We start from the raw sequence: 25,477 nt of genomic DNA, 5'->3' as shown, positions 1-25,477 counted from the left end.
CGGAAAACCTTCGTACCGGTAGTACTCACAGCATCGGGCAGCAGGCAGCCGCGCATGGCGATATGTCCTCACTCAGGGTGTCCGCGCCCTGGTTCGACGTGATCGGCGGTGAGAGTTCCTGGCTCCCGGGGGGTGACCCCCGATGACAGTGGCGGGACCGCGCCGGATTCGCACCGGGCTTCCTCTTTTGCCGCCGTATTGGCTCCGGCAGTCCACCACGCCCCGCGAACACCCGTCAACTCCCCCTTGACCTGCAAGGAGGCAGTGTGCTGAGCCCCACACGAACCGCCCCCCGGCGGGCCGTGGAAGGCCGGTCGGAGGGCGGTTCGGGTGGAACGGGGAGTGGAGCCGGGGGACGGGGGTGCGGGGCGGTCAGGCGACGATCAGATAGATCCCGTACGCCACGGCCGCCGCGCAGAGAGCGAAGCAGGCGTACGCGCCGGTGCGCGCGGCGAGCGCCGGGCCCCGGCCGGTGGAGCCCGTCTCCTGCGCGGGCTTCCCGGCGAGGCCCACGATGCCGAGGGTGAACAGGCCCACGAGTCCGACGGTCGCCACGAGGCTGACGCCGAAGACGGTGCCGAGAGCTGCCCAGTCGATGTTCATGCTGCGGTGTCCTTCTGCTTCAGACCGTGGCCGGTCGGCTGGGCTCCGGTGCGGCGCCCCCCGGTGCGGGGATGGTGGCCCTGAGTTCGTCGGCGGACAGTCCGGCCGGGGGAGGGGCGACGGCCGCGATGGCGGTGGTCACCACACCCGCGGGCTCGTCGGGGGTGACGCTGTGCTGGTCGACCGGCTGGCGGCGGGAGAGCGACCAGATGACACCCGAGCCCGCGATCAGCAGGGCGGCCACGGCGGCGACGCCCCAGGGGCCGTTGCGGGTCAGGTACTCGGCGCCCGCGCCGACCACGGCCGCCGCGGGAAGCGTCAGGCACCAGGCGACGGCCATCCGGGTCGCGGTGGACCAGCGGACCACCCCGCCCTTGCGGCCGACGCCCGCGCCCAGCACGGCGCCCGAGCAGACCTGGGTGGTGGAGAGGGAGAAACCGAGGTGCGAGGAGGCCAGGATCACGGTCGCGGCGCCGGTCTGGGCGGCGAAGCCCTGCTGCGGCCTGAGTTCGGTGAGCCCCTTGCCCATGGTGCGGATGATGCGCCAGCCGCCGAGGTACGTACCGAGTGCGATGGCCGTGCCCGCGGAGACGATGACCCACAGCGGAGGGTTCGAGCCCGGGGCGATGACGTTGCCGGTGACCAGGGCGAGGGTGATGACACCCATGGTCTTCTGCGCGTCGTTGGTGCCGTGGGCGAGGGAGACCAGTCCGGCGGAGGCGATCTGGCCGGCCCGGTAGCCCTTGGCGGTGGCCTTCTCGTCCGTACGGCGGCCGATCCGGTACGTCAGCTTGGTGGCGAGCACCGAGGCGATGCCGGCGACGACGGGTGCGGCGACCGCGGGCAGCAGCACCTTGGTGACGACGACATCGCCGTTGACACCGGAGGAGCCGACCGACATCAGCGTGGCGCCGATGAGTCCGCCGAAGAGCGCGTGGGAGGAGCTGGACGGCAGGCCGAGCAGCCAGGTCAGCAGATTCCAGAGGATGGCGCCGACGAGCGCCGCGAAGATCACCTCTGTGGTGATGCCCTGTTCGTTGATGATCCCGCCGGAGATCGTCTTGGCGACCTCCACGGACAGGAATGCTCCGACGAGGTTGAGTACGGCGGACATGGCCACCGCGGTCTTCGGCCGGAGAGCGCCGGTCGAGATGGTCGTCGCCATCGCGTTGGCCGTGTCGTGGAAACCGTTCGTGAAGTCGAACACGAGAGCGGTAATGATCACGATCCCAAGGAGCAGGGTCAAGTGTTCCATTTACCTGGGCAATCGTTCGAGGTCATTGACGAGACGAACGTAGGCAACCTGGATGAACGGAAGGTGAACTGGGGCAGGCGCTGTGGTGACTCCGAACGGGCGCTCTCCTTCCGCTTGCCGCCGCTCCTACCGCCGTCCGCGGGCGGCTGGCATCATCGCCGGATGACCGACCCGACGGCAGGCCCCCCATCGCAGGAGAACGACCCGGTCGCCCGCGCCTGGCACGACGTCGTGGCCACCGCCCGCAGAACGGCGGCGGAAGGCCTGGTCGTCGGCACCTCGGGCAACGTCTCGGTCCGCTGCGGCGACCTGGTCCTCGTCACCCCCAGCGGGGTTCCGTACGACCGGCTCGGCCCCGAGGACACGGTTGCCGTGGACCTGGAGGGCCGCCAGGTCCTGGGCGAGCTGAAACCGACCAGCGAACTGCCCCTGCACCTCGCGATCCACCGCGGCACCGGAGCCACCGCCGTGGTCCACACCCACGCCGTCCACGCGACGGCCGTCTCCACCCTGGTGACCGAACTGCCGGTGATCCACTACATGGCCGCGGCGCTGGGCGGCCCGGTGCGGGTCGCCCCGTACGCGCTGTACGGATCGGACGAACTGGCCGGGAACATGCTCGTCGCGCTCACCGACCGCACCGGCTGCCTGCTGCAGAACCACGGCACGGTCACCTACGGGACCTCCCTCGACCAGGCCTACGACCGCACCGCCCAGCTGGAGTGGATGTGCCGGCTCTGGCTCACCGCGTCCGCACTGCCCGGCCGCACCCCCACCCTGCTGTCGCCCGCCGAACTCTCCGCCGTGAGCGAGAAGCTCCGCGGTTACGGCCAGCAATGACGGGCCGGGGCCGCCCCGCCACCGTTGGGTCCGGCCCCGTTTGCTCCCGCCCGCTGGCAGCCCGGCCCACCGAGCCGGACACTTGAGGCGTGCGCCCGGCTACCGCGACGGCAACGGCCGTCACCACCCTGATCGGCGTCGGCGCGGCTGCGGTCGCAGCCGGCCGGCTCGCCGGCGACGCCGCCCTCAAGGCGCGCCGGGGCCGCCCACTGCCCGACGAACCCCGGCTCTCCGTGCACGCCACGGCGCCCGGCCAGGTCACCCTGACCCGGTGCCTGGCCTCGCTGCGCCCCGGTATGTACGGCCTGGCGGGCCCGGACGTCCAGGCGGTCGTCGGTCCCGTCCTGGACCGGGCGCCGCACACCGCCGACACCGTCGTCCGCCGCCTGGAGCGGATCGGTCACGGCTCGCTCGCCCCCGGAACCAAGGTGCGGCTCACCCCGCAGGTGTACGCCGGGGACCCCCGCTCCGCCCTCGGCATCGACTGCACCGACGTGGAGATCCCCGGCGAACTCGGCGCCTCACCCGCCTGGTTCGTGCCGGGCCCCCGCCCCACCTGGGTGATCACCGTGCACGGCCTCGGGGCCACCAGGGAACACCCCATGAACGTGCTGGGCTTCCTGCACCACCTGCAGTTCCCGGTCCTCGACATCTCCTACCGGGGCGACCCCGGCGCACCCGCCTCCCCGGACGGACTCGGGCACCTCGGCGAGACGGAGTGGCGCGACCTCGACGCGGCCATCCGGTACGCCGTCGGCCACGGAGCCAGGCACGTCATCCTGCACGGCTGGTCCACCGGCGCCTCCATGGCCCTGCACGCGGCGGCCCGCTCGGCCCTGCGCGACCGCATCAGCGGACTGGTGCTCGACTCCCCGGTCCTCGACTGGGAGGCCACGCTGCGCGCGCTGGCCTCGGCCCGGCGCACCCCGGCCGCCCTGCTGCCGCTCGCGGTACGGGCCGCCCAGGGGCGCACCGGCCTGGACGGCGACCGGCTCCGGTCCGCCGCCGACCCCCGGGCCCTGCACGTGCCCACACTGATCTTCCACGGCCCCGACGACCGGCTGGCGTCCTGGCAGCGCTCCCGCGAACTCGCCGCGATGCGGCCCGATCTGGTCGAGATGCGCACCGTCGCCGACGCCCCGCACGGGGCCATGTGGAATGCGGACCCGGCCGGATACGAGGAAGCCCTGCGGCGCTTCCTGACCCCGCTGATGTAGCGGCGGGAGACCGGCGTACGCCCTCCGTCAACCTGTAACGAGGGGTTCCGTTTGGGCTTTCGGCCCGTCAGAGGCAAGACTGCTCCCCGTGACGTCCCGTAACCCGCGCGACTCCAGACTCCGACTCGTCCGCCCCCGGCCTCTGGTCACGGCCCGCCGTGTCGTGAGCAACCGGCCAATCCGCCCCACCCCGCGCCCGCCGGAGGGGACTCCCGCCCCGGCGGAGCTGGCCCGCCAGGCCAGGGCACTGCTCGCCGACGCCGTACGGATCGCCCGCTGGGCCGGGGCCGTCCTTCCCCACGCCCTCGGTTCCGACCGGCCGGGGGAGCCCCCGTTCGTACAGGCCGGTGCCCTCTCCGCGCCGGCTGCCGAACAGGCCGTACGCACACTGGCACTGACGCCTGAAGAGGTACGTGCGGGCTGGGACCGCGCCCGGCTCGCCGGACTTGTCGAACTGCACGGGGACACCGCACGCCCCGGCTGGCGGCTGCGCGCCTGGGACGGCGACGACATCGCGGTGCTGCGCGGCTGGGTGGCGCTCTTCGACGCCTGGTCGATCGTCCACCCGGCCGCCGCGGACGTCGCGCCGACCGCCGTGGCCGAGGTCGTCGAGGCCATACCGCAGGTGCTGTCACTGCTCCAGCTCTCCGCCGGCCCGGTGACCGTGCCCGCCCTGCTCGACCTGCTCCAGCAGCGGGTCGCCGAGCTCCACGACGAACGCTGCGAGGTGCCCTACGGCCCGCAGCAGCAGCCCGCGACGCCGTCCTCGGCCGCACTGCTCCCCGCTCTCCTCGACTGGGCCCTCCAGGGCCTGGCCGCCGTGGGCGCACTGACCCTGGCACCCGGCCAGGCGACGCTCACCCCGCTGGGCAACTGGGCGGTCTGGGTCAAGCTGGAACAGATCTGCGTCGCGGCGCAGAGCCCGGCGGGCAACATCGAACAGCCCGCCGACGACATGCTGCGTGGCTGCGCCCAGCTGACCCCGGGCCCGGCCCGCGCCGAGTACCGCGCCTGGCTGGCCGCCCGCACCGTCGGCAGCGCCGTCACCGAACTGCTCGGCGTCGCCCGTGGCGAGGACGCGCTGCTGCGCGGTCTCGCCTTCGAGGCGCTGCGCGTCGTCGGCGCCCCCGCGGAGGCGGCGGTACGCGGAGCGGCCGGAGAGACCTCGCTCCGCCCGTACGCCGTGCTCTGGCTGGCCGAGTACGAGGGAGCGGACCCCGAGGACGCCCACGACGCGCTCACCCGTGAGGAAGCGACCTGGCTGTGGGTGGACACCGCGGCGGCCGTGGCCGACCACGGCGAGAGCCCCCTGCTGGTCCGGCACCTCGAATCGGCCGTGCAGGGCACCGTCCCCGCGCTGCTCGAAGAGGTACGGGCGGTGGGCCATCCGCGGACCGTGCAGGTGCTGGTGGCCCTGGCCGCCGCGCACCCCGACCCCGCGCTGGCCAAGGCCGTGCGCAGGGCCGCGTTCCAGGTGCACACCGGCGGCGTCTGAGCCCGGCGGCCCGGTGCGCGGCAGTACGCGCACCGGGCCGCCGGTCCGCCCCCCCATGTACCGGCTGGTCTAAACCGGCCGCGGCGACAGAGTGGTTGCACGGCACCGTTAGACTGGGCCACATGGCATTTCTCCTTGTGCATTAGCCGGCGTCGAAGGAACCCCTCCGCCTGCCCTTCCGCCGTCCATACCGCCCTGGAGTTTTTCCGTGATCACCGCTTCCGGCATCGAGCTGCGCGCCGGCGCCCGAGTCCTCATCGAGTCCGCCTCCTTCCGTGTCGCCAAGGGCGACCGCATCGGCCTCGTCGGCCGCAACGGCGCCGGCAAGACCACCCTCACCAAGTGCCTCGCGGGCGAGGGCATCCCCGCCGGGGGCACCATCACCCGCTCCGGTGAGGTCGGCTACCTCCCGCAGGACCCGCGCACCGGCGACCTCGACGTGCTCGCCAAGGACCGCATCCTCTCCGCCCGTGACCTCGACTCCGTGCTGCGCAAGATGCGCGAGAACGAGGAGCGCATGGCCAACGGCCAGGGCGCGACCCGCGAGAAGGCGATGAAGAAGTACGAGCGCCTGGAGACGGAGTTCCTCACCAAGGGCGGGTACGCCGCCGAGGCCGAGGCCGCCACCATCGCCGCCGCGCTCGGACTGCCCGACCGGGTGCTCGGCCAGCCGCTCCACACGCTCTCGGGCGGTCAGCGCCGCCGGGTCGAGCTCGCCCGGATCCTCTTCTCGGACGCCGACACCCTCCTCCTCGACGAGCCGACGAACCACCTCGACGCGGACTCCATCGTCTGGCTGCGTGACTACCTCAAGAACTACCGCGGCGGCTTCATCGTGATCTCCCACGACGCCGAGCTCGTCGAGACGGTCGTCAACAAGGTCTTCTACCTGGACGCCAACCGCACCCAGATCGACGTCTACAACATGGGCTGGAAGCTCTACCAGCAGCAGCGCGAGGCCGACGAGAAGCGCCGCAAGCGCGAGCGCCAGAACGCCGAGAAGAAGGCCGCTTCCCTCAACTCGCAGGCCGACAAGATGCGCGCCAAGGCGACCAAGACCGTCGCCGCGCAGAACATGGCCAAGCGCGCCGACCGGCTGCTCGCGGGTCTCGAAGCGGTACGGGTCTCCGACAAGGTGGCCAAGCTGCGCTTCCCCGACCCCGCCCCGTGCGGCAAGACCCCGCTCATGGCGGAGGGCCTGTCCAAGTCGTACGGCTCGCTCGAAATCTTCACCGACGTGGACCTCGCGATCGACAAGGGCTCACGCGTCGTCATCCTCGGCCTCAACGGCGCGGGCAAGACCACGCTGCTGAAGCTGCTCGCAGGCGTCGAGAAGCCCGACACCGGCGAGGTCATCGAGGGCCACGGGCTGAAGATGGGCTACTACGCCCAGGAGCACGAGACCCTGGACCCGGACCGTTCGGTCCTGGAGAACATGCGCTCGTCGGCGCCCGACCTCGACCTGGTCCAGGTCCGCAAGACGCTGGGCTCGTTCCTCTTCTCCGGCGACGACGTCGACAAGCCGGCGGGCGTGCTCTCCGGTGGTGAGAAGACCCGGCTGGCCCTGGCCACCCTCGTCGTCTCCTCGGCCAATGTGCTGCTCCTCGACGAGCCCACCAACAACCTCGACCTGGCCAGCCGCGAGGAGATCCTCGGCGCGCTGCGCACCTACAAGGGCGCGGTCATCCTCGTCACCCACGACGAGGGCGCGGTGCAGGCGCTGGAGCCCGAGCGGATCATCCTGCTGCCGGACGGTGTCGAGGACCTGTGGGGTCCGGACTACGCGGACCTCATCGCACTGGCCTGATCCCGTCCCCGCCGGTTCCGGCCGTTCCTGGCCGGTTCCGCAGGGTCGTGCTGCGACCTGATCCACTCCGGATGGATCATTCGGCCTACCCGTGATCCTTCATCTGGGTGAGACGCTCTCGTACCACGGCGTGTCCCACGCCTGGCCGCCCGCTCCCGGAGCGGCGCACGGGTCCGTACCGCCCTCTTGCCAACCGACCCCCGCTGACCAGCCATTTCGCGCCCAGCGGGGGTTTGGCGTATCCCCGGCCGTCGGCGGAATGACGAAATCCGGCCGGGACAGTGAGGCGTGCCACAGAAATCCGTGTCCCACAGACCTTGCCGAATGGGTGGCCAGGAAGCCGTGTAGGGGTGATCATGAGAGTCCAGAGCGCACTTCCTTGAGGAGGCACGGGTGGCCGAGACTCTGAAGAAGGGCAGCCGGGTAACCGGCGCCGCGCGCGACAAGCTCGCGGCAGACCTGAAGAAGAAATATGACTCCGGTGCGAGCATCCGGGCGCTGGCCGAAGAGACCGGCCGCTCCTACGGATTCGTCCACCGGATGCTCAGCGAGTCCGGAGTGACGCTGCGAGGACGCGGCGGAGCAACGCGAGGCAAGAAGGCCGCTACGGCCTGACAGGCCCGCGGTCCGGGGTTCGCCGGCTCGAAGGTGACCACCCGCCCGGTCGAAAGGCCGACATGGTGGTTACTGTGCAGTCACTTAACTGTCTGCACCCGAACCGGAGATCCCATGACCTCGCTCGACAACGTGCTCGACAAGGACGGCGTACGGCTCACCGTCGAGGACGCGGTCGCCACGGTGACCCTGACCAATCCCGCGAAGCGCAACGCCCAGTCTCCCGCTCTGTGGCGGGCGTTGACAGAAGCGGGACGGTCGCTGCCGGGCACTGTCCGCGTCGTGGTGCTGCGTGGTGAGGGCAAGTCCTTCTCCGCCGGCCTGGACCGTCAGGCGTTCACGCCTGAGGGCTTCGACGGTGAGCCGTCCTTCCTCGATCTGGCACGTGGCGATGACGCCGCGCTCGACGCTGCCATCGCCGAGTACCAGGAAGCGTTCACCTGGTGGCGCCGCACCGACCTGATCACGATCGCCGCCGTACAGGGCCATGCGATCGGCGCCGGGTTCCAGCTCGCCCTCGCCTGTGACCTGCGGGTCGTCGCCGAGGACGTGCAGTTCGCCATGCGCGAGACCAGCCTCGGACTCGTCCCCGACCTCACCGGCACACACCCGCTGGTGGGGCTCGTCGGCTATGCCCGCGCGCTGGAGATCTGCGCCACCGGCCGTTTCGTCCACGCGGAAGAGGCCGTCCGCACGGGCCTCGCCAACATCGCCGTCCCCGCCGACGAGCTGGAGAGCGCGGTCCAGGACCTGACCGCGGCGCTGCTCGCCGCCCCCCGGGACGCGGTGATCGAGACGAAGGCGCTGCTGTTCGGCGCCTCGGACCGTACGTACGAGGAGCAGCGCACCGCCGAGCGCGCCGCTCAGGGCCGCAGGCTGCGTGACCTGGCGGGCCTGTCCGACTGACCGCGCGCCGCTCCTCCGCCACGGAGGTGCTCCTCCGCCACGGAGGACGGAAAGGCGGAGGAGCGCCCTCAGGCCACCCGCTGCGCGCGGTGCTTCGCCGCGCGCAGCCGGACCTCGGCCGGCAGCTCCGCCAGGCCCGCCGATGCGCGGGCGTGCTCCAGCGCCTCGGTGGTGAGGCGCGACAGGGCGGCCGTCGGCTGGGCGTGCGCCGTGAGGACGAGACCCACCCGGGCCTCCGGCGCGGTCCGCCGGCCCGTCAGCCGGACGGTCGCCCGGTCGACGCCGCGCAGTGACTCGGCCTCACTGGACAGGACGTTCTCCAGGGCCCGGCCCCTGAGCCGCGCTCCGTTGCCGTCACCGCTGGCCACGAGCACCTCGGAGAGCCGCGCACGGCGCAGCTGGGCGAGCAGCCACCAGAGTGCGAGCAGGACGATGACGGCGAGCGCCGCGATGACCACCGGCCACCACCAGCCGTTCTTGCGCCACTTGTCCCGGTCGGCCACGCTGAGCAGCACGTCGTGGGGCCCGTCGAAGGGCCACCAGGACGGCACGGAGAAGTTGAGCCCCGCCGCGAGCACCGCGCCGCCGAGCGCGAGCAGCACCAGTCCGGCGAGACAGAGCAGTACCCGGTTGACCGGCCTCAGCATCGCCGTCACCCCTTCCTGGCAGGACGGCCGACACGCACGGAGAGTCCGGGCGACGAGGCGAGCCCCAGCTCCGTGATCCCCGCGTCCAGCGCGGCGTCCAAGTCGGCCCGTACATCGTCGAGTTCACGGAAGTGCGAGCGCGCACGCGCCTTGACCCTGGAGCGCTTCACACGAATGTGTACGGACTGCACACCCGCCACCTCCATCGCCCGGTCGCGCAGTACCAGCGCCGCCGCGTCCCGCTCAAGACCGCCCTTGACCTGTGGGCTGTCGCGGCGCATCGACAGCAGCGAGCGCAGTCCGGGGGTGAGGGCGAGCACGATCAGCCACAGGCCGATCGCCATCGCGACGCCCGCGCCGACCTTGATCCAGATGTTGTCGAGGGGGCGCGTCGCCAGATCGTTCGCCACCACACGGCGCCAGTGCATCGCGGGGCGTCCCGCCCGTACCGCCGACACGTCGTAGAGCAGCACACCGGCCGCGGCGAGCAGGAGAAGTGCCAGCAGTCCGGCCGGGATCCGGCGCCGTGACCAGAAACGGCCCGCCCGGCCGCCCGAACCCGGGGGCCGGTAGGCCGTGGCGGACGACAACGGCTCCAGATCCGCCGAAGGCGACTTCTCGACGGCGGGAAGCCGCTGGGTGCTGTTGTCGGGTTCGCTCATCGGGCCCTCCCCCGATCGGCGCCACGGGTCTGTTCCGAGTGCAGCCGCTCGATCTGTACCGCCACCTCGGGTACTTCCATGCCCGCCAGTGTCTCGACCCGCTGCTTGACCCGGCGGCGCACCTCACCGCACTGGGCGCCGATGTCTGACGGGTAGGCCAGCTCCAGACTGACCCGTACCCGCGCACGGGCCTCGTGCACCGTGACCGCGGCGTTCGGGGCGGCGCCGCCCTCGGGTACCTCGCCGATCGCCTCCCGGGCCGCCTGCGCGGCGATCTTCGACACGACCCGGTCGGCGATCCGTGTCGAACCGCGCTCCGCGGGCGCGACCTGAGTGGTCATCGCCGCCCGTCACCGTGGTCGCGTCCGCGGAAGAAGTCGCCTGCTTCCAGGTCACCGTCGAGGAACTTGCCCGCGACGAATCCGACCGCGCCGAGCGCGGCAACCAGAAGGAAGGCTCCGAAGCCGCCGAAGTAGCCGGCGAAGCCAAGTGCCATACCGACCAACAGGCCGACCACAGCCATACTCATCCTGCACTCCTTAGACCGACCGGGGTTGGGCCCTACTGAAGGCGGGACTCCGGCTCTTCGTCGTCCTCCTCGTCGGGCAGCTTCACATCGCTCACCGCGATGTTGACCTCCACCACCTCCAGGCCCGTCATCCGTTCGACGGCCGAGATGACGTACTCGCGTACCTCGCGTGCGACCTCCGCGATCGAGACGCCGTAGTCGACGACGATCTCCAGATCGAGAGCCGTCTGGACTTCACCGACCTCGGCCTTCACCCCCCGGGACACGGACTTGGTACCGCCCGGGACCCGGTCGCGCATGGCACCGAAGGTGCGCGAGAGACCGCTGCCCATCGCGTGGACACCGGAGACGTCACGGGCTGCGAGGCCCGCGATCTTCTCCACCACACCGTCGGCGATGGTGGTGCGCCCGCGCGAAGCGGGGCTGCCGCCACCACGTTTCGTCACGTCCGTCCTGCGGGGCTCCTGGCCGGCCTGCCCCCTCCCGGGGGTCTCGGACTGGTTCTGCTGTGCGGTGTCGCTCATCGCCGTACGTCCCTTTCCGAGCGGTAGCGGATTCCGGTGCCCACGTTATGTGCGCTTGCCCGATTCCGCGCCGGGAATGCGGCAGGGTGGAGACATGACGGGTGACGGAGACGACGGTTGGACAGCGGCGGTACGCAGTCGGCTCGCCCTCGGCAGGCTGCTGCCGCTGGGCGGTGCCCACGACGGGGCGTGGATCGCCGAACAGGCCGCTGCCGCCGTGCTGCGGCGGGCCGCGGACGGTGTGTCAGGGATGGCCCTCGGCAAGCTGCGGATCGCCCTGGCCGACCCCGGGCCGGACACGGTGCCGCAGGTCCCGCCGCCGCCGAGCGCCCTGCCGCCGGGTCCGCTGCGGATCGAGGCGGAGGCCGAGGGGACGACCGGGGGAGAGTCGCTGCCCGCCGCGGTCGACGGCCTGCGTGACGCGCTGTTCGCCGCCGCCGCGGACCTGCTCGGCCTCGCTGTCACCGAGGTGGACGTGCGGGTGACCGGCCTGCTCGACGCTCCGCGGGATCCGTCGGCCCGGGTTGGGCCGGACAGGCGATTGGCAGCGGTACGCGGTCCTGTGGCGGAGGCCGCGGCGGCCGTCCCCGGGGTCGCCCACCTCACCGGGGCGCTGGGGGCGGCCGTGCACAGCGGGGACGGCCACGTACGGGTCGAGATCGCCGTGGCGCCGGGTCACCGGGCGCTGGACGTCGCCGCGGCCGTCCGGGCCGCCGCCGCCCGCGCCGCCGACGGCGGGCCCTCCGTGACGGTACTGGTCACCGCGGTGGAACTGCCCTGAACGCGGCCTGTTCCGGCGGGTGTTCAGAAACCGTGCCGGGCGCCTCCGTCGACCGGCAGCATCACGCCGGTGAGATAGGAGGCCCCCGGCGACAGCAGGAACGCGGCCGTCCTGCCGAACTCCTCGGGCTTCCCGTACCGCCGTAGCGGAATCCCCGCCTCACCGCGCGTCCGGGCCGCCTCCGCGTCGCCGCCGAGGGCGTCCAGCTGCCGGACCCGGTCCGTGTCGATCCGGCCGGGCAGCAGTCCGACCACCCGGATGCCGCGCGGGCCCAGTTCGTCCGCGAGCGACTTCGCGAAGCCCGCCAGGCCGGGGCGCAGGCCGTTGGAGATCGTCAGCCCGCCGATCGGCTCGTGCACCGAGGCGGAGAGCACGAAGCCGATGACTCCGCCTTCGGAGAGCTCGGCCGCCGCCGTACGGGCCAGCCGCACCGCGCCGAGGAAGACCGTCTCGAACGCGGTACGCCACTGCTCGTCGGTGTTGTCGGCCGCCGAGCCGGGGGCCGGACCGCCGACGCTGATCAGGATTCCGTCGAAGCGGCCGAAGTGCTCGCGCGCCGTGGCGATCAGCCGCGCGGCGGCAGCGGGGTCGCTGTTGTCCGCGGCCACTCCGAGCGCGTTCGGGCCCAGCTCGGCCGCCGCGGCCTCCGCGGACTCCGCCTCCCGTCCCGTGACGATCACCTTCGCGCCGTCGGCCGCCAGTTCCCGGGCGGAGGCGAACCCCAGTCCCCTGGTGGCGCCGGTGACGATGTAGACGCGGTCCTTCAGTCCAAGATCCATGCACCTATCCTGCATCCTCCTCGGGCGCCCCCTGCGCGCGGGCCAGTGCCAGAGCGGTGTTCACCAGACCGATGTGGCTGAACGCCTGCGGGAAGTTCCCGAGCTGCCGGCCCGCCGCCGGGTCGTACTCCTCGGCGAGCAGGCCCACGTCGTTGCGCAGTGCCAGCAGCTTCTCGAAGAGACACTCGGCCTCGGCGACCCGGCCGGTCAGCCGGAGCGCGTCGGCCAGCCAGAACGAGCAGACCAGGAAGGTGCCTTCGCTGCCGGGCAGCCCGTCGACCGCAGGGCCCCCGGTGCTGTAGCGGCGCACCAGACCGTCGTGGCTCAGCTCCTCGCGCACGGCGTCGACCGTGCCGATGACCCGCGGGTCGTCCGGCGGCAGGAAGCCGACCTGGGGGATGAGCAGCGTCGCCGCGTCCAGCTCCTTGGAACCGTACGACTGGGTGAAGGTGTTGCGCACCGGATCGAAGCCCTTGTCGCACACCTCCTGGTGCACCTCGTCGCGCATCCGCCGCCACCGCTCCACGTCGCCGCGCGCCCGCGGCTCGTCCTCCAGGGTGCGTACGGCGCGGTCGGCGGCCACCCACGCCATCACCTTGGAGTGCACGAAGTGGCGGCGCGGTCCGCGTACTTCCCAGAGCCCTTCGTCGGGCTCGCGCCAGCGGGTCTCCAGGAAGCCGAGGAGGCTCAGCTGGACGTTCCAGGCGTGCGGCTTGTTGACGAGACCGGAGGTGCGGGCCAGGTGCAGCGAGTCGATGACCTCCCCGTACACATCGAGCTGGACCTGGTCGACCGCGCCGTTCCCGGTCCGTACCGGTGCGGAACCCCGGTGGCCGCGCAGCCAGCCCAGCTCGGTCTCGGGCAGCCGCCGCTCGCCCGAGAGGCCGTACATGATCTGCAGATCGCCGGGGCTGCCCGCGACCGCGCGCAGCAGCCAGTCCCGCCAGTCGGCCGCCTCGTCGAGATAGCCGCAGGCGAGCAGCGCGCCCAGGGTGAGGGTGGAGTCGCGCAGCCAGCAGAACCGGTAGTCCCAGTTGCGCACGCCCCCGATCTCCTCCGGGAGCGAAGTGGTCGGAGCGGCGACGATCCCGCCGGTCGGGCCGAAAGTGAGCGCCTTGAGCGTGATCAGCGAGCGGATGACGGCCTCGCGGTACGGCCCCCGGTACCGGCAGCGCGCCGACCACTCCTCCCAGTCGGCCAGGGAGCTCTCCAGCGCCTCGTGCGGGTCGGTGAGCGCCGGCCGGGGGTCGTGCGAGGGGTGCCAGGTGAGCACGAACGCCACCTTCTCGCCCTCGGCGACAGTGAACGACGAGCAGGTGGAGAAGTGGTGGCCCCAGGTCTTCACCTCGGGCTCGCTGCGCAGCCACACGGAGTCGGGACCCGCCACCGCGACCCGGTGTCCGTCCGCCCGGCGCATCCAGGGCACGACCGACCCGTAGTCGAAGCGCAGCCGCAGCGTCCCGGACATGGCCACCTCGCCGGAGACACCCTCGATGATCCGCATGATGTCGGGTGCGGTGTCGCGCTGCGGCATGAAGTCAGTGATCTTGACGGTGCCGGTCGGTGTCTCCCAGACCGATTCCAGCACGAGGGAGTCCCCCACGTAGCTCCGCCGTGTGCAGTTGCCCGCGCCCGTCGGGGCGATGCGCCAGTGGCCGTTCTCGTCGTCCCCGAGCAGGGAGGCGAAACAGGCACCGGAGTCGAAGCGCGGCAGGCACAGCCAGTCGATGGAGCCGTCCCTGCCGACCAGGGCCGCCGTCTGCAGATCGCCGATGAGGGCGTAGTCCTCGATACATTGGGTCACGCTCTCGCGTGTTCCCTGGAGCGGGCCGGGCTAAGCGGCTGCCGGTACCGGTTCCGGCGCGCTCTTCGCCCCGGCAGCGGTCCGGTCGCGCTTTTCACGCCGTACGAGAACCACCCATCCGATGGGCACTCCGGCGGTGAACAGCCACCACTGGACGGCGTACGCCATGTGCGGACCGATGTCCGAGTGTTCGGGCGTCGGGATCAGCTCGGGGGAGTCGCCCCTGGGCTCGGGCGCGGTCTGCTCGATGTACCCGCCGAGGACCGGTCTGCCCAGCGCCTTCGCCTGCTGGGCGCTGCTGATCAGCATCACCTGGCGTGGCGGGAGCCCCTTGACGTTCCTGATCCCGCTGGCCGCGGTCGTCTGATCGGCCATCAGCCGACCGGTCACCGTCAGGTCGCCCTTGGGGGCGGCGGGGATCTTGGGGAGGGTCATCTGGCTGCCGTTGTCGGGGATCCAGCCGCGGTTGATCAGCACCGTCTTGCCGTTCGTCAGGACGAACGGGGTCAGGACGTGGTAGCCGACGGTGCCGTCGGACGAGGTCCTGCGCCGTACGACGACCTCGTCCGCGGTGTCGAAGTGACCGGTCGCGGTCACCTGGCGCCAGTACTCGTCGTGCGGGACGGTGTGCCCCGGAGCGGTGAGGTCCTCGACGGGTACGGGGGTCGCCTTGAGGTTCTCGCCGATGAGGGCGTTCTGTGCGACCTTGTGCTGGTGGCGGTGCAGCTGCCAGAAGCCCAACTTGATCATCGTCGGCATGAGGACGAGGGCGACAAGGGTGAGGATCACCCACTGCCGGGTCAACAGGAAGCGGTACACGCCTTTGAAGGTACCCCTCAGGTGAAGGCCCCCGGACGGGGGGTCCCGTCGGGGGCCGAACCGGACCTCAGACCTTGTCGACGATCCCCACCTTCCCCTCCGCGCGGGCGCAGTGCCCGCCGCAGTACCACTGGCCGTCGACCTCCACGCCCTGGCCGATGACCCGGACGCGGCAGTGTTCACAGATGGGCGCCATGCGGTGAATGGCGCAGGAGAAGCAGTCGAAGACGTGAATCGCGCCCTGCGCGTGCACCTCGAACGACATGCCGTAGTCGTTTCCGCATACCTCGCAACGTGCCATGCGCCACAGGGTGGGACGGCGGAGCGGCGGCGGGCGAGCGGACGGCGGGCGAGTCGCCCGTCAATCACCCGTCTGCCGGGGCCGGTGTGACATCGCGCAGCAGTTGCGTGAACGCGGCCTCGTCCACGACCGGGGTGCCGAACGACTTCGCCTTGACCGTCTTCGACGTGGCGGAATCCGGGTCGTTGGTGACGAGCAGGCTGGTCAGCCGGGACAGGCTCGTCGCCACGTGCAGCCCGGCCTCGGCCGCCCGGTCCTCCAGCAGCTCGCGGTCGACCGAGGTGTCGCCGGAGAACGCCACCCGCATGCCCTGCAACAGCGGTTTCCCCGGCTCGTACCGGCCCGGATTCGGATAGGGACAGACCGGACGCTTCCGGGAGGGGCGCCAGTTGCCCTGCCGGTACGAGGCCTGGTACCCGACGCGCGGCGCCGGCGGGGCGTCCGACCACTCGGTGAGCGGCAGGCACTCCAGGAGCGGCAGCCGCACCCCGTCCCGGGCCGCCGCGTGCAGACTCGGACGGAAGGCCTCGGCGAGCACCCGGGCGTCGTCGAGGGCGTGGTGCGCGTGTTCCTGTACGACGCCGAAGTGCGCGGCGAGCGACTCCAGCTTGTGGTTGGGCAGCGGGAGCGCCAGCTCCTTGGAGAGCGCGATGGTGCACAGCCGCTGGCGGACCGGGGCGGTGCGCTGCGCGCGTGCGTACTCCCTGGCGATCATCTGCCAGTCGAAGATGGCGTTGTGCGCCACCAGGACCCGGCCGTCGAGCCGTTCGGCGAACTCGGCCGCGATCTCCGGGAAGAGCGGGGCGCTCTCCAGGACGTCACTGGTCAGACCGTGGATCCAGACGGGCCCGGGGTCCCGCTCCGGATTGACCAGCGTGTACCAGTGGTCCTCGACGTTTCCGCGGGCGTCGAGCCGGTAGACGGCAGCGGAGATTATCCGGTCGTCGCGGGCGAGGCCGGTGGTCTCCACGTCGACGACCGCGTATCCCTGCGGGTAAGCGGTCGGCCATGCTGTCGCTGTTGTCTGGCGGTCGTCGAGCATGGTCACAGAGAATACGGGCCCCGACCGACAACCTGGGAATCCCGGGGTCCCCGGCCGCCGCTCAGGGCGCGAACAGGCTCTGCACCAGGGCAGTGACCGAGAGGGTGAAGAGGTGTTCGGGGTCGGCCGGTCCGGCCAGCGCGCGCGCCAGGGCCGGGTCGTGCTCCGCGGCCGGAGTGTCCCAGAGCTCCTCCTCGCCGGGGTGCTGGGCGGGTGAGCGCTCGCGGTTGCGCTCGACCAGTACGAAACCGACGGTCTGGAACTGCACGGCCCGTACCGCGTCGGCGGCGCGCGCCCCGCGCAGCCCGGCCGCGTGCACCTCATGCACGAGCGCCTGCTGTGCGGGGAGGAACATCCGTTCCGTCAGGCCGCGTTCATGGACCATCGCGATCAGGTGCGGGCGTCCGCGCAGCTCCTTGCGCAGCGTTCTCGCCACCGACACGACCCGGTCCGCGGGTGTGCTGCCGTGCGGGGTTATCTCGCCGAGTTCCCGCACGGTGCGTTCGACGAGGGCGTCCAGCAGCGACTCGCGATTGCCGATGTGCCAGTAGATCGAGGTGACCGCGGTGCCGAGTTCGGCGGCGAGTTTGCGCATGGACAGGGCGCGCGGTCCCTGCTCCTTCACCAGCTCCGCCGCAGCGGTCAGGATCTCCTCGCGGGTCAGCGAAGGTCGTGGCACGGGACTCTCGACTTCCTTTCCTGCATGGCTCTTTACCCTTCACGGGCTCTGCTGTAACTGTGTTACAGGCTACCTGCGAAAGGTGACGACATGGCACGCGTACGGTACGGCGCGCGCACCGGCGAAGAGATCTCGGCCGCCCGCGCAGCGAGTTCCAGGCTTCCCGACATCTGGTCCACCGGGGTGGTGGCGGTCTGGGAGAGCGACCCCGACGCGGTGGCAGCGGTGCTGCCGCCGCCGCTCGGCCCGGCCGGACGGCCGCTCGTCCGGGCCAACATCAGCAAGGTCGATCTGCCGGGTTATCCGCTCGGTGCGGGCTCGGTGGCGGTCGCCGCCGTCCACGAGGGGGTGGAGGGCTGGTATCCGCTCGTCATGCCGATGACCCATGAGCGCGCCCTGACCGGCGGGCGCGAGGTCTTCGGCGAGCCGAAGAAACTGGGTGAGGTCACCGTCGAGCGGGACGGCGCGACCGTGCGCGCGGTGCTCGCCCGGCACGGCATCGCCTTCGTGGAGGTGCGGGGCGAGGTGACAGGCCCCCTCCCGCTGCCCGGACCGCGCGAGAAGGTCGACTTCTACTTCAAGTTCCTTCCCGCGGTGGACGGTCAGGGCTTCGACACGGAACCCGTGCTCGTCCACTGCACGCGCCACGAGAAGGTCCGCAGGCTGGAGGAGATCTCCGGCGAGGTGCTGCTGCGCGAGTCGGCGTACGACCCGGTCGCGGACCTCCCCGTACGCCGTGTCGTCGAACTCACCATCGGTGAGAAGACCACCGACCAGCGGGGCCGGGTCGTCGGGCCGGTGGACGCGCAGGCCCTGCTGCCGTACATCCACCAGCGTTACGACGATCCCCAGCAGATCCTCGACGGCCCGCCGGAAGGGAGCGTCTGATGCGGCTGGAACCGGGCCGGGTGGCCGTCGTCACGGGCGCCGCGAGCGGCATCGGCCTCGCCATGGCACGGAAGTTCGCCGCCGGTGGGCTGAAGGTCGTACTCGCCGATGTGGAGGCGGCGGCGCTGGACAGCGCCGCGGAGGAACTGCGCGCCGAGGGCGCACAGGTACTGGCCCGCGTCGTCGATGTCGGTGAGCGTGACGAGGTACTGGCGCTCGCCGACGCGGTGTACGGGACCTTCGGCGCCGTCCATGTGCTGTGCAACAACGCGGGTGTCGGCTCCGGTGCGGAGGGCCGCATGTGGGAGCACGATCCCAACGACTGGAAGTGGGCCTTCGCCGTCAACGTGTGGGGCGTCTTCCACGGCATCCAGGCCTTCGTCCCGAAGATGATCGCCTCCGGCGAACCCGGCCATGTCGTCAACACCTCGTCGGGCGACGGCGGTATCGCCCCGCTGCCGACCGCCTCCGTGTACGCCGTCACCAAGTCGGCGGTGGTCACGATGACCGAATCGCTGTACGCACACCTCAGGGCGGAGGGCGTGCGGGTCGGAGCGTCCGTGCTCTTCCCCGGGCCGCACATGCTCCGTACCGGGCTGTGGGAGTCGCACCGCAACCGGCCCGAGCGGTACGCGAAGGAGCGGCCCCGCAGGACCCCCTACCGCAGTCTCGACCAGTGGGAGTCCGCGATGAAGGACTCCGGGCAGGAGGTGCGGTTCACCCCGGTCGAGGAGGTTGCCGAGCTGGTCGCCGAGGGGATCGAGGCCGAGCGGTTCTGGCTGCTGCCGGAGAGCGAGCACAGCGACCTGCAGATCAGGAGGCGCGCGCAGTCGATGCTCGACCGGGCCGCCCCGTCGTACCTGGAGAACTTCGTACTCGACTGACCCGTCCCCGGCCGACCCGCACCGGCTGATCCGTCCCTGGCCGAGCCGCGCCGACTGATCCGTCCCCGGCCGACCCGCACCGACTGATCCGTCCCCGGCCGACCCGTGCCGACTGATCCGCGCCGACTGATCCCTTCCGTACCCGACCGAGGAGTCAGCGATGACAGACCCGTACCTGATCATCTCCTCCGACTGCCACGCCGGTCTGCCGACCGAGCAGTACCGGCCGTATCTGGACCCGCGCTTCCACCGTGCCTTCGACGGCTTCCTCGGCGAGCGCGACGCCCGCCGCGCGGAGATGACCCGGCTGGGGGTGCGCAACGAGGCCTTCGCCGCCCAGTGGTTCACGGACAACGAGGAGGGACTGAAAGGCGGTTGGGACACCGGCCGGCGCCTCAAGGAGCTCGACGGCGACGGAGTGGCGGCCGAGGTCGTCTTCCCCGACGCGGACGCCGTGGACAGCCGGACCGCGGCACCCTTCGGGGTCGGCCTCGGGCTCTCCGGGGACCAGGACCCCGACCTCGGGATGGCCGGTGCGCAGGCGCACAACCGCTGGCTGGCCGAGTTCGTCGGAGAGCACCCCGAACGGCACTGCGGGGTCGCGCTCCTGCCCATCACGGGCGAGGTGGACCGGGTCGTCGCCGAGGTGTACCGGGCGAAGGAATCCGGGCTCGGCGCGCTGATGATCCCCGCCATGTGGGTGGACAAGGCGCCCTACCACGACCGGCGTTACGACCCCGTGTGGGCAGCCGCCGCCGAGACGGGCATGCCGGTCGTCACCCACTCGGGCGCCGCGCCACGCCATGAGTACGGTGACCACCTGGGCATCTACGTGAGCGAGGTGACCTGGTGGCCGTCCCGCCCGCTCTGGTTCCTGCTCTGGTCAGGTGTGTTCGAGCGCCACCCCGGGCTGAAGTTCGGCATCGCCGAGTCCGGTTGCTGGTGGCTGCCCAATCAGCTCTGGTTCATGGACCGCCTCTACCTGGGCGCGCACGGCGGGAAGAAGCTCTCCCCGTTCGCCGAGCTGCAGCGCCCGCCGAGCGAATACCTGGACCGTCAGGTCTTCATCTGTGCCACCAACACCAAACGCCGCGAGCTCGCCCTGCGTTACGAGATCGGCGTCGACAACATCCTCTGGGGCAGCGACTTCCCGCACCCCGAGGGCACCTGGCCGCGGACCCGTGAGTGGCTGCGGAACACCTTCCACGACATTCCGGTCGACGAGACCCGGCGCATGCTGGGCCTGGCGGCAGCCGATGTCTTCGGCTTCGACACGAAGGCGCTGGAGCCGATCGCCCGGCGGATCGGCCCCACCCCGGACGAGCTGGGCCAGCCGGCCGACCAGACAGCCGTCGAGGCCGCCTGGGCGAAGTCCCGTGAGGTGGGCCGCCACTGGCTCACCGGCCATGAATTCCCGCAGACAGGGGTCCTGTGATGTCCCCGGTGGACCGCTACACCGTCATCTCGGCCGACTGCCACGCCGGCGCCGACCTGCTGGACTACAAGCCGTACCTGGAGAAGCGCCACCACGAGGACTTCGACGCCTGGGCGGCCACGTACGTCAATCCGTACGAGGACCTCGTCGCCGACACCGCCGACCGCAACTGGAACTCCGCCCGCCGGCTCGCCGAACTCGAAGCGGACGGCATCGTGGCGGAGGTCGTCTTCCCCAACACCATTCCGCCGTTCTTCCCGAGCGCCTCGCTGATGGCCCCGGCGCCGTCGAAGGAGGAGTACGCGCAGCGCTGGGCCGGGCTGCGCGCCCACAACCGCTGGCTCGCCGACTTCTGCGCGCAGGCGCCGGGACGGCGGGCGGGCGTCGCCCAGATCCTCCTCAACGATGTCGGGGAGGCCGTACGGGAGGTGCGTCGCACCCGGGCGGCGGGCCTCACCGGCGGGATCCTGCTGCCCGGCGCCCCGCCGGGCTCCGGGGTGCCCGAGCTGTACTCGCAGACGTACGACCCGCTCTGGGCGGTCTGCGAGGAGCTGGGAGTCCCGGTCAACCACCACGGCGGCTCGGCCTCCCCGCCGCTGGGCGACGAACCCGCCGCGCGGGCCGTCTTCATGGTCGAGACCACCTGGTTCTCGCACCGCGCCCTCTGGCATCTGATCTTCGGCGGGGCCTTCCGGCGGCACCCCGGCCTCCGGCTCGTCCTCACCGAACAGGGCTCCGGCTGGATCCCGCGGGTCCTCGACATGCTGGACTACTACCACGGCCGACTGGTCTCGGCGGCCTCGAAGGCGGCCACCGCCGAGTCCAAGTTCGGTGCGGGGCTCGCTACTTCGATGGGCGGCGGGCCCAGCGAGGTCTGGCGCGACAACTGCTTCGTCGGTGCGAGCTTCATGCGTCCGCACGAGGTGCCGCTGCGGGAGCAGATCGGCCTGGACAAGATCATGTGGGGCAGCGACTACCCGCACGACGAAGGCACTCATCCCTACACCCGCGAGGGTCTGCGGATCGCCTACGCGGGGCTCCCGCGCGAGGAGGTGGCCGCCATGGTGGGCGGCAACGCCGCCCGGGTGTACGGCTTCGACCTCGCCCTGCTCGATCCCGTCGCCGCGAAGACGGGGCCGACCGTGGCCGAGGTCGCCGAGCCGCTGACGGAGGTCCCGGCGGACGCCACGAGCCCGGCCTTCGCCCGCGGAGGGTCGGTCCGGGTGTGGTGAGACGCGGGGTCCGAGCGGGTCGGTGCGGATCCCCGGCGGGAGCGGGTGAGACCCTCCCTGGGTGACTGATCAGACCCACGACGAGGCCCACGGCGGCGGCATCGGGGCCCGCCTCAACTGGCTCCGGGCCGCCGTGCTCGGCGCCAACGACGGTGTCGTCTCCACCGCGGGCATCGTCGTCGGCGTCGCCGGTGCCACCGACTCGCGCGCCGCGCTGCTCACCGCCGGACTCTCCGGACTGCTCGCCGGATCGATGTCGATGGCGGCGGGGGAGTACGTCTCGGTCTCCACCCAGCGCGACTCCGAGAAGGCCGCCCTGGCCCAGGAGAGGCGCGAGCTGCGCGAGACCCCGGAGGCCGAACTCGCCGAGCTGGCCGGGCTGTTGGAGGGCAAGGGGCTCTCCGCCGAACTGGCCCGCGAAGCCGCCGAGCAGCTGACCGAGCGGGACGCCCTGCGCGCCCACGCCGAGGTGGAACTGGGCATCGACCCCGACGACCTCACCAGCCCCTGGCAGGCGGGGGGAGCCAGTTTCCTCGCCTTCACGGTGGGCGCGCTGCTCCCGCTGCTGGCGATCGTCCTGCCGCCCGCGTCCCTGCGGCTGTACGTCACGGTGCTCTCGGTCCTGGCGGCGCTGATCCTGACCGGGTGGTGGAGCGCCCGCTCGGGGGCGGCTCCGGTGCGTGCGGCGGTGGTGCGGAACGTCGCCGGGGGAGCGCTGGCCATGGCGGTGACCTACGCGGCCGGTGCGCTGCTGGGGGCGGCCGGGGTCTGAGCCCCGGCGGCCGGGGCGCTCCGGAGGGCGCGTCGGCGCCCCTACCGGCAGCGGTACCAGCAGTGGTATCGGCAGCCGTATCGGCAGTGGCATTGGCGGAAGTCACCAAAACTCGCTGACAGATCGTCTCGCATACTTGTCAGTAACAACATCTAGCCGCAGCCGATCGCCCGGCCGTACCGTGCTGGCATGCCGAACCTGCCTGATGTCGTGCTGTGGTCCGTACCGGCTTTCGTCCTGCTCACCGTCGTGGAGATGGTGAGTTACCGGTTCCACCCGGACGAGGAGGCCGCCGGGTACGAGACCAAGGACGCCGCCACCAGCGTCGGCATGGGTCTCGGCAGTCTGGTCTTCGACGCCCTCTGGAAGATCCCGATCGTCGCCGTCTACACCGCGGTGTACGAACTGACCCCGCTGCGCATCCCGGTGCTGTGGTGGACGGTCCTCCTGATGCTGCTCGGGCAGGACTTCTTCTACTACTGGTCGCACCGCGGCCACCACGTCGTCCGCATCCTGTGGGCCTGCCACGTGGTCCACCACTCCAGCCGCAAGTTCAACTTCACGACCGCGCTGCGCCAGCCCTGGACCACGCTGACCGTCTGGCCGTTCTACGTCCCGCTGATCGCCCTCGGCGTGCATCCCGCGGCCCTCGCGTTCTGCTCCTCCGTCAACCTCGTCTACCAGTTCTGGGTACACACCGAACGGGTCGGCACGCTGCCGCGCCCCTTCGAGTACGTGCTCAACACGCCCTCCCACCACCGGGTGCACCATGCCTCCCAGGGCGGCTACCTGGACCGTAACTTCGGCGGCATCCTGATCGTCTGGGACCGGCTGTTCCGGTCCTTCACGGGCGAGGGCGAGCGGCCCGTCTTCGGGCTGACCAAGAACATCGCGACCTACAACCCGCTGCGTGTCGCGACCCACGAGTACGCGGCGATCGCCCGGGACGTCCGGGCGGCCGACAGCTGGCACGAGCGCGCCGGGCGGATCTTCGGCGGGCCCGGCTGGCAGCCGGCGGGACGCTCCCCCGCACCCGGCGCCGGGACCGTTCACGAGGCGACGGCAGCCGAGCGGATCGCGTGACGACGGATCCGGCGGTGCCGAAGCCGGTGACACCGGAACGGGAGATGCCTGAACAGGTGGTGCCGGGTCAGGTGCCGGAGCCGGTGGCGCAGAGCAGGGCGGCCCGGCTGCTGCTGCTCGTCTTCGTGCTCGTGGCGCTCGTCGACCTCGTCGCCGTTCTCGCCCACTGGCCCACCGCTCACACCGTCGCCAAGCCGCTGCTGATGCCGCTCCTCGCGGCCCATGCGTACGCCCGCGGCGCCCCCCGTCCGCTGCTCGCCGCGCTGCTCTTCGGCTGGGGCGGCGACACCCTGCTCCTCATCGACGCGGACCCCGCCTTTCTCGCCGGAATGGCGTCCTTCGCGGCGGGACACCTCTGCTACCTGGTGCTCTTCGGGCGCCGTCGTACGCCTCCGGGCCGGGGGAGTGCCAGGCGTACCGGGCCGGCCGTGGCGTACGCCGTCGCGCTCGGCTGCGCGATCGCCGTTCTCTGGCCCGGCCTGCCCGCCGGGCTGCGCGTCCCGGTGGCGGGATACTCGCTGCTGCTCACCGCGATGGCGTACCGCGCGGGCGGGCTCGGCCGGTACGCCGCGCTCGGCGGGGCGCTCTTCCTGGTCTCGGACACCCTGATCGCCACCGGTATCGCCTCCCTTCCGCAGCTGCCCGCGCCGGACTTCTGGGTCATGGCCACCTATCTGGCGGCCCAGTGCCTGCTGGTCACGGGGGTACTCCGGTGCGGGGCCACGCCGCCGTCGGCGTACCGTGACAGTCGTACATCTGTCTGACCAGCAAGGATTTCCCCATGCGCGCCACCGTCATCCACGCCCCTCACGACATCCGGGTGGAGGAGGTGCCGGACCCCGAGATCCAGCAGCCCGGCGACGCGGTCGTCCGCGTGCTGCGCGCCTGCATCTGCGGCAGCGACCTGTGGGCGTACCGCGGTGTTGCCGCCCGTAAGCCCGGTCAGAGGATCGGCCACGAGTTCCTCGGCATCGTCGAGGAAGCGGGCTCCGGGGTGAGCGGCTTCGCGGCCGGGGACCTCGTCGTCGCCCCCTTCGTCTGGTCCGACGGCACGTGCGAGTACTGCGCCGAAGGGCTCACCACCTCCTGCACGCAGGGCGGCTTCTGGGGTTCGGTCGGCTCCGACGGCGGTCAGGGCGAAGCCGTCAGGGTGCCCTTCGCCGACGCCACACTCGTCAAGCTCCCGGCCGACGCCGCCTCCGACGACCACCTGCTGACCGCGCTGCTCGCACTCTCCGACGTCATGGGCACCGGCCACCACGCGGCCCTCGGAGCGGGCGTGCGCCCCGGCAGCACGGTCGCCGTCGTCGGTGACGGGGCCGTCGGGCTCTGCGGCGTGCTGGCCGCCAAGCGGCTCGGCGCCGAGCGGATCATCGCGCTGGGGCGGCACCAGGTGCGTACCGACATCGCCAGGACGTTCGGCGCCACGGACGTGGTCGCGGCGCGCGGTGACGAGGCCGTCGCCGCGGTACGTGACATGACCCGCGGGCAGGGCGCCCACGCCGTGATCGAGGCCGTCGGCACCGAGCAGTCGATGCGCACGGCCGTCGCCATCGCCCGCGACGGCGGCGCCGTCGGCTACGTCGGCGTACCGCACGGCAGCGGTACCGGCCTGGACCTCAGCGACATGTTCGACCGCAACATCGCGCTGCGCGGCGGCGTCGCGCCCGTCCGCACCTACATACCCGAACTGCTCCCCGACGTACTGGACGGCACGATCGACCCCTCGCCGGTCTTCGACCTGACCGTCGGCCTGGACGGTGTTCCGGACGGCTACCGGGCGATGGACGAGCGCACCGCGCTCAAGGTGCTCGTCAAGTAGGCCCGGCGGGCCTCGACCGGTCCGCCGGGCCGTCGGTGGGGGCGGCCGGCCGCCCC

The 25,477-nt window shown here is 71.8% G+C and carries 28 protein-coding genes and 1 riboswitch; of the genes, 15 read left to right on the top strand and 13 right to left on the bottom strand.

Translation table 11 applies throughout. The annotated features are described in order from the left end of the window. Nucleotides 1-93 precede the first annotated feature (93 nt). Nucleotides 94-232, bottom strand: a riboswitch (cobalamin riboswitch). 140 nt (nucleotides 233-372) lie between these two features. Further along, entirely contained in the window at nucleotides 373-603 is a 231-nt protein-coding gene (locus tag OG709_RS07240; protein WP_250303945.1) for a hypothetical protein, read from the bottom strand. A gap of 19 nt (nucleotides 604-622) precedes the next feature. Then, entirely contained in the window at nucleotides 623-1,858 is a 1,236-nt protein-coding gene (locus OG709_RS07235) for an inorganic phosphate transporter (protein ID WP_250303947.1), read from the bottom strand. 162 nt (nucleotides 1,859-2,020) lie between these two features. Between OG709_RS07235 and OG709_RS07230 the strand changes: the two genes are divergently transcribed. The 6 genes from OG709_RS07230 to OG709_RS07205 all read left to right on the top strand — a co-directional run bounded on the left by OG709_RS07230 (nucleotide 2,021) and on the right by OG709_RS07205 (nucleotide 8,738). After that, nucleotides 2,021-2,698, top strand: a complete 678-nt coding sequence (locus OG709_RS07230; RefSeq protein ID WP_250303948.1) for a class II aldolase/adducin family protein — start codon at nucleotides 2,021-2,023, stop codon at nucleotides 2,696-2,698. A gap of 89 nt (nucleotides 2,699-2,787) precedes the next feature. Next, nucleotides 2,788-3,915: an alpha/beta hydrolase family protein gene (locus OG709_RS07225; protein ID WP_250303951.1), complete on the top strand. Its 1,128-nt coding sequence runs from the start codon at nucleotides 2,788-2,790 to the stop codon at nucleotides 3,913-3,915. An 88-nt stretch (nucleotides 3,916-4,003) separates the two neighbouring features. Continuing rightward, nucleotides 4,004-5,410 (top strand): hypothetical protein, encoded by a 1,407-nt coding sequence (locus tag OG709_RS07220; RefSeq protein ID WP_250303952.1) that lies wholly within the window; start codon nucleotides 4,004-4,006, stop codon nucleotides 5,408-5,410. 208 nt (nucleotides 5,411-5,618) lie between these two features. Then, nucleotides 5,619-7,217 carry an ABC-F family ATP-binding cassette domain-containing protein gene (locus tag OG709_RS07215; protein ID WP_250303955.1) on the top strand — a complete coding sequence of 533 codons (1,599 nt, stop codon included), beginning with the start codon at nucleotides 5,619-5,621 and terminating at the stop codon, nucleotides 7,215-7,217. Nucleotides 7,218-7,610: 393 nt separating this feature from the next. After that, entirely contained in the window at nucleotides 7,611-7,832 is a 222-nt protein-coding gene (locus tag OG709_RS07210; protein ID WP_018518904.1) for a helix-turn-helix domain-containing protein, read from the top strand. 114 nt (nucleotides 7,833-7,946) lie between these two features. After that, nucleotides 7,947-8,738 carry an enoyl-CoA hydratase/isomerase family protein gene (locus OG709_RS07205; protein ID WP_250303957.1) on the top strand — a complete coding sequence of 264 codons (792 nt, stop codon included), beginning with the start codon at nucleotides 7,947-7,949 and terminating at the stop codon, nucleotides 8,736-8,738. A 68-nt stretch (nucleotides 8,739-8,806) separates the two neighbouring features. Here OG709_RS07205 and amaP read toward each other — a convergent pair whose 3' ends face one another. Genes amaP through OG709_RS07180 form a run of 5 tightly spaced genes read right to left on the bottom strand, consistent with a single transcriptional unit; the run spans nucleotide 8,807 to nucleotide 11,100 of the window. After that, nucleotides 8,807-9,385: an alkaline shock response membrane anchor protein AmaP gene (amaP, locus tag OG709_RS07200; protein WP_329165287.1), complete on the bottom strand. Its 579-nt coding sequence runs from the start codon at nucleotides 9,383-9,385 to the stop codon at nucleotides 8,807-8,809. A gap of 5 nt (nucleotides 9,386-9,390) precedes the next feature. Continuing rightward, nucleotides 9,391-10,047: a DUF6286 domain-containing protein gene (locus OG709_RS07195; protein ID WP_250303961.1), complete on the bottom strand. Its 657-nt coding sequence runs from the start codon at nucleotides 10,045-10,047 to the stop codon at nucleotides 9,391-9,393. After that, nucleotides 10,044-10,388, bottom strand: a complete 345-nt coding sequence (locus OG709_RS07190; RefSeq protein WP_250303963.1) for an Asp23/Gls24 family envelope stress response protein — start codon at nucleotides 10,386-10,388, stop codon at nucleotides 10,044-10,046. Before OG709_RS07190 ends, OG709_RS07195 begins: the two co-directional genes overlap by 4 nt. Beyond that, the gene (locus tag OG709_RS07185; RefSeq protein WP_250303965.1) at nucleotides 10,385-10,576 is read right to left on the bottom strand and encodes a hypothetical protein; all 192 of its coding nucleotides are present in this window, start codon (nucleotides 10,574-10,576) and stop codon (nucleotides 10,385-10,387) included. The genes OG709_RS07190 and OG709_RS07185 overlap by 4 nt, the downstream gene beginning before the upstream one ends. A gap of 32 nt (nucleotides 10,577-10,608) precedes the next feature. Then, entirely contained in the window at nucleotides 10,609-11,100 is a 492-nt protein-coding gene (locus OG709_RS07180; protein WP_250303967.1) for an Asp23/Gls24 family envelope stress response protein, read from the bottom strand. 94 nt (nucleotides 11,101-11,194) lie between these two features. On the opposite strand from OG709_RS07180, the gene OG709_RS07175 reads away from it, so the two are divergent. Continuing rightward, nucleotides 11,195-11,881 carry a hypothetical protein gene (locus OG709_RS07175; protein WP_329165283.1) on the top strand — a complete coding sequence of 229 codons (687 nt, stop codon included), beginning with the start codon at nucleotides 11,195-11,197 and terminating at the stop codon, nucleotides 11,879-11,881. 23 nt (nucleotides 11,882-11,904) lie between these two features. Here the strand turns inward: OG709_RS07175 and OG709_RS07170 are convergent, their stop codons facing one another. The 6 genes from OG709_RS07170 to OG709_RS07145 form a co-directional block, all read right to left on the bottom strand. Beyond that, nucleotides 11,905-12,660 carry an SDR family oxidoreductase gene (locus OG709_RS07170; RefSeq protein WP_329165281.1) on the bottom strand — a complete coding sequence of 252 codons (756 nt, stop codon included), beginning with the start codon at nucleotides 12,658-12,660 and terminating at the stop codon, nucleotides 11,905-11,907. Nucleotides 12,661-12,664: 4 nt separating this feature from the next. Further along, nucleotides 12,665-14,464, bottom strand: a complete 1,800-nt coding sequence (locus tag OG709_RS07165) for a glycoside hydrolase family 15 protein (protein ID WP_250303972.1) — start codon at nucleotides 14,462-14,464, stop codon at nucleotides 12,665-12,667. A gap of 30 nt (nucleotides 14,465-14,494) precedes the next feature. Then, complete coding sequence (locus OG709_RS07160; RefSeq protein ID WP_250303975.1) at nucleotides 14,495-15,283, bottom strand: SURF1 family cytochrome oxidase biogenesis protein; 789 nt, start codon at nucleotides 15,281-15,283, stop codon at nucleotides 14,495-14,497. Between the two features lie 67 nt (nucleotides 15,284-15,350). After that, entirely contained in the window at nucleotides 15,351-15,584 is a 234-nt protein-coding gene (locus OG709_RS07155; protein WP_250303977.1) for a hypothetical protein, read from the bottom strand. Between the two features lie 64 nt (nucleotides 15,585-15,648). Next, entirely contained in the window at nucleotides 15,649-16,632 is a 984-nt protein-coding gene (locus OG709_RS07150) for a DEDDh family exonuclease (protein WP_250303979.1), read from the bottom strand. A gap of 55 nt (nucleotides 16,633-16,687) precedes the next feature. Then, nucleotides 16,688-17,305: a TetR/AcrR family transcriptional regulator gene (locus tag OG709_RS07145; RefSeq protein ID WP_250303981.1), complete on the bottom strand. Its 618-nt coding sequence runs from the start codon at nucleotides 17,303-17,305 to the stop codon at nucleotides 16,688-16,690. A 90-nt stretch (nucleotides 17,306-17,395) separates the two neighbouring features. On the opposite strand from OG709_RS07145, the gene OG709_RS07140 reads away from it, so the two are divergent. The 8 genes from OG709_RS07140 (at nucleotide 17,396) to OG709_RS07105 (ending at nucleotide 25,421) form a co-directional block, all read left to right on the top strand. Further along, the gene (locus tag OG709_RS07140) at nucleotides 17,396-18,193 is read left to right on the top strand and encodes an acetoacetate decarboxylase family protein (protein WP_266643747.1); all 798 of its coding nucleotides are present in this window, start codon (nucleotides 17,396-17,398) and stop codon (nucleotides 18,191-18,193) included. Further along, nucleotides 18,193-19,077 (top strand): SDR family NAD(P)-dependent oxidoreductase, encoded by an 885-nt coding sequence (locus tag OG709_RS07135; protein WP_250303984.1) that lies wholly within the window; start codon nucleotides 18,193-18,195, stop codon nucleotides 19,075-19,077. Before OG709_RS07140 ends, OG709_RS07135 begins: the two co-directional genes overlap by 1 nt. Nucleotides 19,078-19,237: 160 nt before the next feature. Beyond that, nucleotides 19,238-20,512, top strand: coding sequence for an amidohydrolase family protein (locus OG709_RS07130; RefSeq protein WP_250303986.1), 1,275 nt, complete (start codon nucleotides 19,238-19,240; stop codon nucleotides 20,510-20,512). Next, on the top strand, nucleotides 20,512-21,744 hold the full coding sequence (locus OG709_RS07125; protein ID WP_266643749.1) for an amidohydrolase family protein: 1,233 nt from the start codon (nucleotides 20,512-20,514) through the stop codon (nucleotides 21,742-21,744). Before OG709_RS07130 ends, OG709_RS07125 begins: the two co-directional genes overlap by 1 nt. A gap of 61 nt (nucleotides 21,745-21,805) precedes the next feature. Continuing rightward, nucleotides 21,806-22,516, top strand: coding sequence for a VIT1/CCC1 transporter family protein (locus OG709_RS07120; protein ID WP_250303989.1), 711 nt, complete (start codon nucleotides 21,806-21,808; stop codon nucleotides 22,514-22,516). A gap of 189 nt (nucleotides 22,517-22,705) precedes the next feature. Beyond that, complete coding sequence (locus tag OG709_RS07115; RefSeq protein WP_250303992.1) at nucleotides 22,706-23,599, top strand: sterol desaturase family protein; 894 nt, start codon at nucleotides 22,706-22,708, stop codon at nucleotides 23,597-23,599. Between the two features lie 44 nt (nucleotides 23,600-23,643). Next, nucleotides 23,644-24,363 carry a lysoplasmalogenase gene (locus OG709_RS07110; RefSeq protein WP_250303993.1) on the top strand — a complete coding sequence of 240 codons (720 nt, stop codon included), beginning with the start codon at nucleotides 23,644-23,646 and terminating at the stop codon, nucleotides 24,361-24,363. Between the two features lie 17 nt (nucleotides 24,364-24,380). After that, entirely contained in the window at nucleotides 24,381-25,421 is a 1,041-nt protein-coding gene (locus OG709_RS07105; RefSeq protein ID WP_266643759.1) for a zinc-dependent alcohol dehydrogenase family protein, read from the top strand. The last annotated feature ends 56 nt before the right edge of the window (nucleotides 25,422-25,477 follow it).

Origin of the sequence: Streptomyces sp. NBC_01267, assembly GCF_036241575.1 — a bacterium.
Classification (GTDB): domain Bacteria; phylum Actinomycetota; class Actinomycetes; order Streptomycetales; family Streptomycetaceae; genus Streptomyces.
This window is presented reverse-complemented; position numbering and strand designations above follow the sequence as displayed.

Excerpts from the sequence above, each read along its gene's own strand:
- OG709_RS07240 (WP_250303945.1), bottom strand. The coding sequence starts at position 603 with ATGAACATCGACTGGGCAGCTCTCGGCACCGTCTTCGGCGTCAGCCTC.
- OG709_RS07235 (WP_250303947.1), bottom strand. The coding sequence starts at position 1,858 with ATGGAACACTTGACCCTGCTCCTTGGGATCGTGATCATTACCGCTCTC.
- OG709_RS07230 (WP_250303948.1), top strand. The coding sequence starts at position 2,021 with ATGACCGACCCGACGGCAGGCCCCCCATCGCAGGAGAACGACCCGGTC.
- OG709_RS07205 (WP_250303957.1), top strand. The coding sequence starts at position 7,947 with ATGACCTCGCTCGACAACGTGCTCGACAAGGACGGCGTACGGCTCACC.
- amaP (WP_329165287.1), bottom strand. The coding sequence starts at position 9,385 with ATGCTGAGGCCGGTCAACCGGGTACTGCTCTGTCTCGCCGGACTGGTG.
- OG709_RS07195 (WP_250303961.1), bottom strand. The coding sequence starts at position 10,047 with ATGAGCGAACCCGACAACAGCACCCAGCGGCTTCCCGCCGTCGAGAAG.
- OG709_RS07190 (WP_250303963.1), bottom strand. The coding sequence starts at position 10,388 with ATGACCACTCAGGTCGCGCCCGCGGAGCGCGGTTCGACACGGATCGCC.
- OG709_RS07185 (WP_250303965.1), bottom strand. The coding sequence starts at position 10,576 with ATGAGTATGGCTGTGGTCGGCCTGTTGGTCGGTATGGCACTTGGCTTC.
- OG709_RS07180 (WP_250303967.1), bottom strand. The coding sequence starts at position 11,100 with ATGAGCGACACCGCACAGCAGAACCAGTCCGAGACCCCCGGGAGGGGG.
- OG709_RS07175 (WP_329165283.1), top strand. The coding sequence starts at position 11,195 with ATGACGGGTGACGGAGACGACGGTTGGACAGCGGCGGTACGCAGTCGG.
- OG709_RS07170 (WP_329165281.1), bottom strand. The coding sequence starts at position 12,660 with ATGGATCTTGGACTGAAGGACCGCGTCTACATCGTCACCGGCGCCACC.
- OG709_RS07155 (WP_250303977.1), bottom strand. The coding sequence starts at position 15,584 with ATGGCACGTTGCGAGGTATGCGGAAACGACTACGGCATGTCGTTCGAG.
- OG709_RS07140 (WP_266643747.1), top strand. The coding sequence starts at position 17,396 with ATGGCACGCGTACGGTACGGCGCGCGCACCGGCGAAGAGATCTCGGCC.
- OG709_RS07135 (WP_250303984.1), top strand. The coding sequence starts at position 18,193 with ATGCGGCTGGAACCGGGCCGGGTGGCCGTCGTCACGGGCGCCGCGAGC.
- OG709_RS07130 (WP_250303986.1), top strand. The coding sequence starts at position 19,238 with ATGACAGACCCGTACCTGATCATCTCCTCCGACTGCCACGCCGGTCTG.
- OG709_RS07125 (WP_266643749.1), top strand. The coding sequence starts at position 20,512 with ATGTCCCCGGTGGACCGCTACACCGTCATCTCGGCCGACTGCCACGCC.
- OG709_RS07115 (WP_250303992.1), top strand. The coding sequence starts at position 22,706 with ATGCCGAACCTGCCTGATGTCGTGCTGTGGTCCGTACCGGCTTTCGTC.
- OG709_RS07110 (WP_250303993.1), top strand. The coding sequence starts at position 23,644 with ATGCCTGAACAGGTGGTGCCGGGTCAGGTGCCGGAGCCGGTGGCGCAG.
- OG709_RS07105 (WP_266643759.1), top strand. The coding sequence starts at position 24,381 with ATGCGCGCCACCGTCATCCACGCCCCTCACGACATCCGGGTGGAGGAG.